Here is a 12,078-nt window from a genome sequence, read left to right as displayed (position 1 = left end):
ACATCTATTTTAAGTAATCTTGTATCCAAGAATATTCTGGATTAATTCTTTTATTAATACAGGTCTGACATTTATCTAAAAACATCTAACTACTATGCAAGCGATATCTATTTCTAACCTTCATTATTATTCTTCTCTTTTATTCGCGGTAAAACCTAGATTCTGCCAATCATTCGTCGAGAAAACCATACAACTCAATAGTGTATTGACAAACTGTGTACACCACAAAACAGTAAGCGCTATTAAATCCCACTCAGAAGTTGACCTATAAAAACAGTTCATACGATTTAAGCAAATAGAATCAATTCTTCACAGCTTATAAGTGAGATTAAAATAACTCATCAAAGTACTATAGAACTGAAGTATTCATCTAACTATCAGCACTCTATCCTAAGACAAGAAACTGAATCATCTTTAGATAAAAGAAAATTAATTAGAAACATTTAAAACAAATAAAAATGAAAATTAACCGCTTAAAACGCAAGATTAACTTAACTCTTCTAACCTTTATCCTATCATTCTCGGCTCTTTTTTACTCATGCGATGACACATGTGAATGTGAAGAAATTCAGAAAGCTTTAACTACAGAACTCGATAATGATTCTCAAGAAAGTGACTTGCAAATCTCGTTTAAGGAGGGAGAAACTATCGCCAATGAAAAAAGTGGAACTATTCTTATCCCTTTAAAATTGGTTGGGACAAGTACTGAAGAAGTCTCTGTAACCTATCAGGCTACAGGAACTGCAGATTTCATAAAAGATGTCACTCCTTTGACTAGCACTACTTTTGTTATTCCTAAAGGAGCTACTGCTTATAATGTAGAGATGCTAATTGTAGAAGACGGAGTAAGAGAACTAGAAAACGAAACCCTTACTCTTGAAATTATAAGCGTTAGTTCTGGAGGTAGTATTGGTGCTCGCAATAAACACGACTTAACTATTACCCCTCTTGAGCCTATTGTTGTAGGATTTAATAAAAGTTCAATATCAAAAGATTGCGGTGCAAGATGGATACCTAGAAATGATTGGCGAGTATCAGGATGGGGAATTGAATATACTATTAACCTTTCACAAGAATCCCCTAAAGATATTTATTTAATCATCCGTTCTGAAAATTCACTAAGTGGAATGCATTATAACCCTCATCAGGAGTCATGGTATGATTCAGATTATACGTCGGATTATTCAACAGGTCTATTTACCAATGAATACACAATAGAATCTGGAATAATTGAAGGACAGCTAAGAACTTATACTACTGTGAGCTGTGATGATGATCCATTTTCAGATAAGATGCAGTTATTAGAGGTTGGTTTTAAGTACGAGCCAGTAGATGATATTAATATTGAAATTGATGAAAACTTCAAAACACTATCTATATACTCTCCAGAATCAGAGTCTGAATTTGAGCCTGAACCTAGTCCTGAACTTTAAAAATTAATTTTAGTCTCAAACTAAATTTATAGTAAGAGATAAATAGGTTGTCTCAGAAATAGAAATTAAACAAGTACAAGTGATAACTAATGCGTTACATTTTGCTCAACTTATTTTTTATTTCTGAGACAGTTTTTTTTACTCATTAGTGTATTAACGAGCTGAACACAAACCTTGAAACAAGCAGCTTCTTTGATAAGGTCTTTTTCAAGTCCCTGCTAGTCCGAGCATGGATGTGAAGTGAAGGCTAGTTCGAGTTTGCAACTCGGACTTTACGTTATAAAAGATACGAAATTTAAATGACTGCATGGATGATATTGATACGAGCTACAAACTCGCACCAGCGCAGATGTATGCCTACAGACATGAAAAGTGGCAACCTGTTTTTAGAAAACAACACCCCTCTAAAACAAATTACCACTTTACTTTACGTCGTGCTCTGAGAAAGCACTGACCCTTGAGACAACCTACTTTAGATCAATAATCAAATTGTCCAATTCAGTACTTAGGCTGTTGTCAAGATATTGAAACCTAGTCACTTCATTTAGTATTAAAATACTATCAGTTGCAGCTCGTTTTGCTGAATAGAAGCTCTTACCATTTGCCAAATAGTTCAAATTAAAGTCTTTATCGATTTCAATTGACCAATTATTTTCTACATCCAGATTGATTTCCGTACCTACGACGGAGTATTCATTCAATGAATAAAATTTGACCCCACCTGCTAAGGATTCACTTCCTTTTTGCGCTACTCCAATCCTAGATATCAATTTGTTTTGTGATGGAACTACATATAAAGCGAGAGTGAATAAATACTTTTCTCCGTCTCGAACATCTGATGCGTCAAAGTAATTAACAAACCTATAATCAGCTCTTGAGGCTGCATTTGTAAAATTCTCTTTGACATCCACTGAAAAAGCTACAGGTACAGCTGTTTCAACCCCCATGTGTGTCATTTTCAGAATCAAATTTGCAGGTTTATCATCCAATGTTGATCTAGTCACTTTGAGTCTTCCATCAGTAATAGCTGTGGTAGTGGTTTCTTCATTCACCAACCAATTAGCTGACAGTTCGGAATCGAAAGTCTCATAAAAGCTACCGACAACTTCTACTTCTGAAAAATCAAACGTATCATGAATAGAACCGTCTTCACTTACTTCAGCAGCTAGGCTGTATACACCTTTCTCATCTGGTGCATTCCAAGTATTGGAAATACCTGACTCCGAACTAAAAGAACCACCGTCGGCGGTCCATTTTACAGAGACCGAATCTTGATGTTTGTTCAATCCCAATCGCACTTTGTGCGCCGCACCGTAGACTGTTTTTTCTGGTAAGTTTTCTGCTATACTTACCTCTAAATCTACTTCTGTTTCTGTCTCTTCTACTTGACTTTCGTCTTCACAAGCCAATAGAATGGTAATTAATAATAGGAATAATAGTCTTTGAATCTTCATACAATTAAAATGTTAGATTATTAATAAAGCCGGCAATTTAGTAGAATCGAAATCCCGCCTATTACTCATCTTGACAAATGACATTTACTCCCCCTATTACTCTATAATAAAGCCAGTGTAAGCGTAAGTCAACCACTACAGGTTCAAGCCTTTTCCTTAGATTCGCAGGTCTAAAGCAAAGACTATGATTTCTGTAGATAATCTTGCCGTGGAGTTCAGCGGCTCGACTCTTTTTAGTGATGTATCGTTCAATGTCAATCCTACGGACAAAATCGCCCTAATGGGTAAAAATGGGGCTGGTAAATCAACTATGATGAAGATCATCGCTGGTGTACAAAAACCTACTAAGGGAAAAATCAGTGCGCCAAAGGATGCGAAGATTGCTTATTTACCTCAGCACTTATTGACAGAAGACAATTGTACGGTCTTCGAAGAGGCGGCTAAGGCTTTCCAATACGTCTATGAAATGCGAGACGAAATGGACCGACTCAATAAGGAACTGGAGACTCGTACGGACTATGAGAGCAAAGAGTACATGGGAATCATCGAAAAGGTGTCTGAGCTAGGTGAGAAATATTACATCCTAGAAGAGGTCAACTATGATGCTGAGGTGGAAAAGGCTCTGAAAGGTTTGGGATTCACTCAAGAAGATATGAATCGTCAGACGAGTGAATTCAGTGGTGGATGGAGAATGAGAATAGAGCTTGCAAAAATTCTGCTTCAAAAACCAGACTTGATCCTACTAGATGAGCCGACTAACCATATCGATATTGAGTCTGTGATCTGGCTTGAAGACTTCTTGGTCAACAAGGCGGATGCTGTTATAGTGATATCCCACGATAGGGCGTTCATCGACAACATCACCAACCGTACGATCGAGGTGACGATGGGGCGTATATATGATTACAAGGCCAATTATTCCCAATACCTTACACTTCGCGAAGAACGTCGGGCTTCTCAGCTCAAAGCTTATCAGGAGCAGCAAAAAATGATCGCTGACAACAGGGCTTTCATAGAAAAATTCAAAGGGACATATTCTAAGACCAATCAGGTAGCGTCTAGGGAAAGGATGCTTTCAAAGCTCCAAATCATAGAAATCGATGAGGTGGATACTTCAGCATTGAAGCTTCGCTTCCCTCCTGCTCCTAGATCTGGTGACTATCCTGTGATCGTCAAAGATGTCTCTAAGTCGTATGGTGATCATGTCGTCTTCGAAAATGCTAACATGACAATCTCTAGAGGCGAAAAAGTATCGTTCGTCGGTAGAAATGGTGAGGGTAAATCTACTATGGTGAAATCCATCCTCAAGGAAATCGAAGTGGAGGGTGATTGCCAATTAGGGCACAATGTGAAAGTCGGGTATTTCGCTCAAAATCAAGCTTCATTACTTAATTCTGAAAAGACGGTCTTCGAGACTGTTGATGAAGTGGCTGAAGGAGATATTCGTAAACAAGTCAAAAACATCCTTGGTGGGTTTATGTTTCAGGGTGATGACATCGACAAGAAAGTCGGGGTACTCTCTGGAGGGGAGAGAACGAGATTGGCTATGGTCAAACTGCTACTAGAACCTGTCAACTTATTGATCCTTGATGAACCTACTAATCACCTTGATCTAAAGTCTAAAGATGTATTAAAAGAGGCTTTGAAGGCTTTTGATGGGACGCTGATATTGGTCTCTCATGATAGAGACTTTTTGCGAGGGTTGTCGGAGAAAGTATTTGAGTTCAAAGAAAAACGAGTGGTAGAGCATTTTGAGACGATCGATGCATTTTTGGAGAGAAATCGAATCAAGAGTATTGCTGAAATAAACATGATGAAATAAGTCATTGTGACATATATCGGTTCTGTCAGTTTTTTTGTATAACTTCATCATATCCATCCACCTGTATATTGGATCAATATACATTTATGAAAACCAACGAAAGACGACTAACTGAAGTAGCCGACCATGGCTTATTGCTTGAAGAACTTGAATTTACAAAGTCACAACTTGCACACAAAAACTTACTATTCACTAGCATTACCGAAGCTACATTAGCTGGCTACTGGACTTGGGACATCGTTAACGATTCTCTTTATATCAGTCCTCACATGAAAGAGGTATTGGGTTACTCTGATGATGAATTGGAAAATAGTATGGATACTATTAATACTCTGATGCACCCTGATGATGTTCCCCATTCGTGGTCGTCGATGGAAAAACATCTCAAATCTAACGGAGAGACACCTTTTGAAGTAGAAGTTAGGTTTCGAAAAAAGGACAATTCGATTATCTGGGTAATCTGTAAAGGTGAAATAGTCGAAAGAGAAGAGAATGGCAGCCCGACACTGATGGTAGGCTGTCATGTAGATATCACCGAGCTTCAAAAAGCAAGAGACTATCAAAAATATGTTGAAAAACTAGAACTCAAAAACAAAGAACTAGAGCAGTTTGCCTATCTGGCATCTCATGACTTACAAGAGCCACTCAGTACCATCAAAGGTTTCATCAATCTACTGAAAGGTAAACTCAAAGAGTCAGAAGATGAGGAGATACAGATGTATCTGGATTACATTCAGTCTAGCTCTTCCCGTATGTCTGACATGATCAATGGAATACTTGAATACTCTAGAATAGGCAAAGAATCAGTCATAAAACGGGTGGACTTGAATGAATTGGTTACCTACTTAATTTCAGATCTTCATGGCTTAGTAAAATCAAAAAAAGCCAATATTAAATTCAATAACTTACCTATTCTACGAGGCTATGATTTCGAATTGAGAATCGTCTTTCAAAACTTAATCTGTAATGCGATAAAATTCTGTAGAACTAGCCCTCAGATAAACATTAGTGCTGAACAACTAGATAAGCACTGGCAATTCACCATTTCTGACAATGGGATAGGCATCGCTGAAGAAGACAGGGAAAAGATTTTCTTTCTGTATAAACGGCTAAATCAGCGAAAGGAATTCAAAGGACATGGTCTCGGACTGGCTCATTGTCACAAAATAGTAACCGAACTCCATAGTGGTAAAATTTGGGTAGAGTCTAATGATCTAGGCGGGTCTGATTTTAAGTTTACTCTTCCTATATGCTAATTAGAAATAAGGAGAAGGATGATCAATTTCCTCCTTCCCCTATTCGGTTGTTGTAGTAATTATAATCCTAACAAGGCTTTATTTTCTTCTGAGATTCTTTTGCGTTGCTTTTGAGTCAAGGCCTGTCTGTAATACACATCAGGTTTGTGATTGACTCTATGATGCTTCATCTGTGGATCATGAATATCTCTGCTTAGATCACAATCAAACCTTACTAGTTTTGAATTGAACTTGCTCCATTCTCCTGTGTAGTTAATAAAGTGTGCAAGTCCCCAGGTGATCCCTCTACCATCCTTGGTATCAGTAAATGCATCTGGCACAAATGGTGCTGCGGCATAAGGCATCAACTCTGTAATAGAAGCTATCTCGAAGTTTACCCAGTCTTCTGCGTACTGAATGGTATTATGCTCAGGTCCATCTTTATAGACTAAAGCAGCTACTCCTCCCTTGTATGGAAACAATGAAGTCTCATGTCCAGAGGTAATTAAAGGGTTCAAAGGATGCTTCTCAAATGGCCCTAGCGGGTTGTCTGCTATGGCCAACCCTTGCATTCTGATCCAATCACCTTTTTGACCAAAATCAGACTTGTAATAAATGTAAATCTTGCCATCATGTACGAGTGGATATGGATCGTGAATAGAGAACTGATCCCAAGCTCCTTCGCCTCCGTTAGGAATTACGATTTCATTGTGCGGAGTCCAAGGTCCATCGGGGGAATCTGCATAAGACACTGCCACAGGACAATCGTCTCCACGCTTGCCACTTGCCTCCATGAAACCTTGGTAGTATAAATAGTACTTTCCTTTCCACTCCAGGATATCAGTAGTCGTCACAGACCTCCACCCTACTAATGGTTTTTCTGGTCTTTTAATAGCCACTCCTTGTTCTTCCCAGTTAAAGCCGTCTGTGGAAGTAGCATACCAGATTTCGGATAAATCCCAGTCAGAAGAAGGGATAGTATCATTGCATTTAGCAGCTCCTTGAGGTGGTGTAGGTGTATTTCTATAAGTATACCACACATAGTATTTCCCATCATGTAACAATATCTTAGAAGGGTCTCTACGAGTGATCGTCCCATCGTGTCCATTGTAATCAAAACCTTTGAGCTCGGTGTATTTGAACTGGCTAAACAGTTCGTTTTTGTCAGGTCTTGGAGATTCATAGTCAGTATAAATACGATCCATAGACGCACTTAGTGCAAAATCAGGCTTCTCCTCAGGCATGATTTGAGGAAAAACTCCTGTTTCTTTAGCAGTCTCTTCTACTCCACTTTCACCTCCTTGCTTACATCCCCATATTAGCGTGAGCATGCTCAACATTATTGCGATTCTTTTCATATATGTAGTTTTTCAATAATTCTATTTTCTTTCGATTCTCCCTCTAGGGGCAATATAATAGTCGCTTTCTATAGCATCTACTTTACCAGCTGCTGCATTAGACCTTCTCAGTATCTCGTGACGGATTAGTTCAGCATGACTAGCAAAGGCTTCTTCGTTCCGTTTTTCTACTTCCGGCATATTGAGTCCATTCCCAGCCAAATCATCTAAAGACACTCCATAATCTCCTATTAAAACCCAGTAGGTAGCACAGTCTGAATCATCAACTCTCTCTTTTTTGAATTTTCCTTCGGCAAATATTTTTCCTAGATGACTTGCTTTAAACTGATCATAATAGTCACTTCCTTTCTGAGCATTTTCTACTATTCCAAACTGTCCAATGGCTCCACATTCGTAGAATTTGATCAGTCCATTCAGTGCCTGAACCTTCATATAGTCACAGGCTATAGGATCTCCCACGCAGTTATGAGTTAGTTCGGGGTTCTCCATAGTACCCGTATGATAATTTGAACTAGACCAATGGGATATAAATCTCACTTTAGACAAGACATTATGTTTATTTTGGTCTAAGCAATATTTCACAAAAAGGGCCTGCTCAGTCAATGGCCCCCAACACAATACATTAATGATTTCCTTCGACTTCTTTACTTCCTTGTACAAAGCCAGAATACTTGGGTAGTCTTTTAGGTTTACATCCTCCTTGGGATCAAAATTGTTTCCTTGACCTTTGATAGATGATTCTATAAAACGGAAGTCTGATTGATACCCTCCTATATGCTTTTTGAGATTGGGTAGATCTGAACTATATGCTTTACCAAAAAATTCTGAAGCCCATATTCCTTGATCTGAAGTTTCTTTGTTCCAAGCATGAACTGTGCTAGCCATGACAATAGCTCTGGTATCGAAAAGGTTTGACATCAGCAGATAACTTGCTATTGCTGAGATATCATCTGGATCATTTATCCCGTCACCTCCATCACTGATTACCCATACCTTTGGCTTTTGAGCATTGGCAACCAATACCACTAGCATAAAGCAAATTGTGACAAGCCTTTTCATCATATTCGATTGGTAGATCAGTAAAACAAGAAGGGAGTTTTTCATATGAAAAACTCCCTTCTTTATTCAATATTATTTCGTTTGGATCGTCACAGTTTGATCTGCAAACCCATCAGCCTTGGCTGTGATAGTAATCGTTCCAGCTTCCTTAGTGGATTGAACAATTGCCAATGCTCTACCTTTTGATGTTACAAGATTATTAGCCTGAAAATCTTGATGGTTTGTCCAAGCTCCGTTGTCTACTCCTAACAATTTAGCTGGTCCAGATACTTCAAACTCGACTTTAACGTCTTCAGTTTTGACCGCAATGCCATCAGCGTCTACCAACTGTACTACTAGGTGAGACACATCGTATGCATCTGCTTTGAGATCTGTTTCTTCTGCAACTAAAGATAAAGCAGCAGGCTTACCAGCAGATTTCAATTCAGCAGTAGCTTCTGTGTCTCCTAGTACAGCTCTAGCTGTCAATGTCCCTTCCTTGAATGGAACAATCCATCTCATGATTCGATCCTCGCTTGTTGACATGCTTCGAAAGCCAAGTGATTTACCATTTAATAACAACTCTACTGTAGAGTAATTAGAAACCACTTCAACTAATACTTGCTCACCTTCTTCGTAGTTCCAGTGGAAGTTAGCTTTAGCTGTATTCCATTTGGTAGATCTCTTCTTACACACTGGGAATCCACTGTAATTATCCGCTTTGAAATCTGATCCTTTCAATGGCATAGTACCAATGGAAACATGCGGCTCATCATTCCAAATACTTTTGAAGTAGTTATATCCTTGAACTTCAAATCCTGCAAGATCAAGCATATCACCCCAAGCACTCTTCTCTGGCCATTTGTTGTGTCGCTCTCCTATATAATCTATTCCTGTCCACATAAACATACTGAATACACCCGGGTACTCTAATACTTGCTTCCAGTCATCCCAAGTACCTGGACATTCATTGATAGTAGTATGTGATTCAGGGAAATACTTCTGTGACCAAGGAAAGATGACATTTCTATAGCTATATCCTGCTATGTCAACAGCATCTGCATATCCACTTACATGACTAATTTGAGGAATGATCAAGTTAGCCGTAGTTGGACGAGTTGTATCTAGTTCTTTGATCCAATCATTCAAGTCTTTTGCCGTTTTAGCCAACTCATACTCTCCTTTAGGTTGTGCATCAAAACGCTCTTTCAACTCTTCTGGAGAGTATAAAGGTGCTTTGCCAAAGAATCCGTTGCTCTTTCTAGGATCTTCAGGATCATCAAAAAATCCTGTAGCTAACCAGTAGTTTTTATAAGCCCACTCGATTTCGTTACCAATGCTCCATTGAACTACTGAAGGATGATTTCTATCTCTAAGAACAGTTCTCTTCAAGTCTATCTCAGCCCACTCTGTAAAATGCTCTGCATATCCTCTTGTGATGTAATCGATTTGACGATCGTTCATATTGAGACGCTTATCCTTAGCATAAGTGATCTCATCAAATATCTCATTCTGAACCAAGAACCCCATCTCATCACATAGGTTAAGAAACTCTTCTGAAAATGGGTTGTGAGAAGTACGAATAGCATTCACACCGCCACCTTTCAGTTTTTGAAGTCTTCTTCTCCAAACCCCTTCAGGAACGGCTACTCCAACTAGTCCACCGTCATGATGAATACAAACACCTTTCATCAAAGTATTCTTTCCATTCAAATAAAACCCTTCGTTCTTTACGAATTCTATGGTTCTGATCCCAAACGGAGTTTCATATTGATCCAAAACTTGACCAGTTTGAGAAATAGTTGTGATAGCCTTGTACATATTCGGCGTATCTATATCCCATCTCTTAGGATTTGCGACTGTTAAAACCTGCTTCACCTCTTTTAAAGAAGCAGCTTCAAGGTCAATAGTTTCAATAGTAGAAGCTACTGTTGCTCCGCTATTGTCAATAATTTCAGTTTTCAACTCTACAGATTTGGCATCTGCATTCTCGTTTTCTACTTTGATCGCAATATCAACTTTGGCAGACTCATCAGTAATCTCTGGAGTAGTTAAGAATGTTCCCCAAATAGGAATATGAACTTTATCCAAAGTGATGAGTTTTACATTTCTGTATATACCAGATCCTGCATACCATCTACTATCTGCAAATCTTGTACGATCTACATGTACAGTAAGTACATTTTCAGATCCGTCAGTTGTTAATAGGTCAGTAAGGTTGAATTTAACTGGTGAGTATCCATATGGATTGAATCCAAGTTTTTTACCGTTCAACCAGAAAGTCGCTCTGTTATAAACACCATCAAATAAAACAAACGTGCTTTTTTCTTCAGGTGAAGCTGGTGTCTTGAAATGTTTCTGATATACTCCTACTCCTCCTGGAAGATAACCAACGCATCCCTCTAGCGTGGAGTCAAATGGCATTTCTACACTCCAGTCATGTGGCAAACGAATGTCTCTCCACTCGGTGTCTGTCAACGGAACATTTGAAGGGGGTAGTGTATCTTCTACTAATGTAAATTTCCAATCAAAGTTAAAGTCTATTTCTCTACTAAACTCAACCTTTGTCTCTTGTGTACAGGCACTAATCAGAGCTACTCCAATTAACACCATAATAAGCGTCTTTGCTATCCTCATTTCTTTGATCTTATCATTTTCTCAAATACATCAATGCGAAGTATCCAGAATAAAACTTAAGCTACTAATACCGTACAAAGCTAGATGAGTGTCTAGCTGTGTACAGAAACATATTATCAAAGAAAGAGGGGTATTGTCTCTTCAGGCTGTTTTCAGACTAAACACAGACTCTATACACACTGAACAATAACCCAACAAAGGATAAAGCTAAGATCAAATCACAACCCCACTCTAACGAGCACTATCTCTACAGTCTCTTCTATAAAGCTTAGCAAAATACTGTCTAAATGAGTTCTACAGTTGCTTTGATTGCTTGGGCGATATTGTTTCTAACTTGTAATGGAGAGGCCTCCATCATATAACATGGAGCCGTTACTATTTTATTTGTTTGATCGATTGCTATCTCTTCTATAGTCTTAGCTACTGTTACAGCTCCTAATGATTCCATACCTTCACTGATCGCATCAATTTCATATGGTGTAGGCTCCGCAGATGTACCAACTGTCAAGGAAGCTTCAATACCGCTTCCTGATAAAGCTTGAGCTATGACTGTTGGTCCCATACAAAGTCCACAGATTGGTTTTTTAGCTTTGGTAAAATCATTGATCACTCTTTTGACCTCAGAATCCAATTCACCATCAGATCCAGAAATTGCCCATTGATTTAAATTCTTAGCTACCCCAAACCCTCCTGGAATCACTAATAAGTCGGCTCCATCAGCAGTCAACTCTTTAAGATCAACAACAGACCCTCGCGCAATTCGAGCAGATTCCACCAAGACGTTACGTGTTTCGTCCATTTCTTCACCAGTAATATGGTTCACCACGTGATACTGGCTTTTGTTAGGAGCATAACATTGATAATCTACTCCATTCTCTTCAAGTGCTAATAATGCAAAAACTGATTCATGGATTTCTGATCCATCGTATACTCCACTTCCTGCTAGAATTACTGCGGCTTTCATAAGGTTTATTTTTGATTTGATTAATTCAAATTAAATCAGTTTATGATATAGACCAACTCATAGCGTGAAAAACATATCGCAACGCTCTTTATCCTTTCAGTTAAAAAAGTGGTGTAAGAAATACAAAAACAGAAGAG

8 protein-coding genes are annotated in these 12,078 nt (G+C 38.5%); 3 read left to right on the top strand and 5 right to left on the bottom strand.

What is annotated here, in order from left to right:
- The first annotated feature begins 458 nt into the window (after window positions 1-458).
- Window positions 459-1,433 (top strand): hypothetical protein, encoded by a 975-nt coding sequence (locus tag DKG80_RS09250; protein ID WP_109831047.1) that lies wholly within the window; start codon window positions 459-461, stop codon window positions 1,431-1,433.
- A gap of 467 nt (window positions 1,434-1,900) precedes the next feature.
- Here DKG80_RS09250 and DKG80_RS09245 read toward each other — a convergent pair whose 3' ends face one another.
- Window positions 1,901-2,887: a hypothetical protein gene (locus tag DKG80_RS09245; RefSeq protein WP_109831046.1), complete on the bottom strand. Its 987-nt coding sequence runs from the start codon at window positions 2,885-2,887 to the stop codon at window positions 1,901-1,903.
- 184 nt (window positions 2,888-3,071) lie between these two features.
- On the opposite strand from DKG80_RS09245, the gene DKG80_RS09240 reads away from it, so the two are divergent.
- Together DKG80_RS09240 and DKG80_RS09235 are read left to right on the top strand one after the other, a co-directional pair.
- A complete protein-coding gene (locus tag DKG80_RS09240; RefSeq protein ID WP_109831045.1) occupies window positions 3,072-4,709 on the top strand; it encodes an ABC-F family ATP-binding cassette domain-containing protein in 1,638 nt (545 codons plus the stop codon).
- 86 nt (window positions 4,710-4,795) lie between these two features.
- Entirely contained in the window at window positions 4,796-5,965 is a 1,170-nt protein-coding gene (locus tag DKG80_RS09235) for a sensor histidine kinase (RefSeq protein WP_109831044.1), read from the top strand.
- Between the two features lie 59 nt (window positions 5,966-6,024).
- Here DKG80_RS09235 and DKG80_RS09230 read toward each other — a convergent pair whose 3' ends face one another.
- From DKG80_RS09230 to elbB, 4 genes are all read right to left on the bottom strand, one after another.
- Window positions 6,025-7,302 (bottom strand): glycoside hydrolase family 117 protein, encoded by a 1,278-nt coding sequence (locus tag DKG80_RS09230; protein ID WP_109831043.1) that lies wholly within the window; start codon window positions 7,300-7,302, stop codon window positions 6,025-6,027.
- Between the two features lie 21 nt (window positions 7,303-7,323).
- Window positions 7,324-8,406 (bottom strand): nucleoside hydrolase-like domain-containing protein, encoded by a 1,083-nt coding sequence (locus DKG80_RS09225; protein ID WP_109831042.1) that lies wholly within the window; start codon window positions 8,404-8,406, stop codon window positions 7,324-7,326.
- Between the two features lie 27 nt (window positions 8,407-8,433).
- A complete protein-coding gene (locus DKG80_RS09220; protein ID WP_221409093.1) occupies window positions 8,434-10,977 on the bottom strand; it encodes a glycoside hydrolase family 2 TIM barrel-domain containing protein in 2,544 nt (847 codons plus the stop codon).
- 283 nt (window positions 10,978-11,260) lie between these two features.
- Complete coding sequence (elbB, locus tag DKG80_RS09215; protein ID WP_109831041.1) at window positions 11,261-11,941, bottom strand: isoprenoid biosynthesis glyoxalase ElbB; 681 nt, start codon at window positions 11,939-11,941, stop codon at window positions 11,261-11,263.
- Window positions 11,942-12,078: the final 137 nt, after the last annotated feature.

This window comes from Reichenbachiella versicolor, assembly GCF_003171675.1.
Lineage (GTDB): Bacteria > Bacteroidota > Bacteroidia > Cytophagales > Cyclobacteriaceae > Reichenbachiella > Reichenbachiella versicolor.
Note: the sequence above shows the minus strand (reverse complement) of the source record. Positions and strands in the feature narration are given on the sequence as shown.

Bases quoted from the DNA above. Each gene is read 5' to 3' on its own strand.
- DKG80_RS09250 (WP_109831047.1), top strand. From the start codon at position 459: ATGAAAATTAACCGCTTAAAACGCAAGATTAACTTAACTCTTCTAACC.
- DKG80_RS09245 (WP_109831046.1), bottom strand. From the start codon at position 2,887: ATGAAGATTCAAAGACTATTATTCCTATTATTAATTACCATTCTATTG.
- DKG80_RS09240 (WP_109831045.1), top strand. From the start codon at position 3,072: ATGATTTCTGTAGATAATCTTGCCGTGGAGTTCAGCGGCTCGACTCTT.
- DKG80_RS09235 (WP_109831044.1), top strand. From the start codon at position 4,796: ATGAAAACCAACGAAAGACGACTAACTGAAGTAGCCGACCATGGCTTA.
- DKG80_RS09230 (WP_109831043.1), bottom strand. From the start codon at position 7,302: ATGAAAAGAATCGCAATAATGTTGAGCATGCTCACGCTAATATGGGGA.
- DKG80_RS09225 (WP_109831042.1), bottom strand. From the start codon at position 8,406: ATGAAAAACTCCCTTCTTGTTTTACTGATCTACCAATCGAATATGATG.
- DKG80_RS09220 (WP_221409093.1), bottom strand. From the start codon at position 10,977: ATGAGGATAGCAAAGACGCTTATTATGGTGTTAATTGGAGTAGCTCTG.
- elbB (WP_109831041.1), bottom strand. From the start codon at position 11,941: ATGAAAGCCGCAGTAATTCTAGCAGGAAGTGGAGTATACGATGGATCA.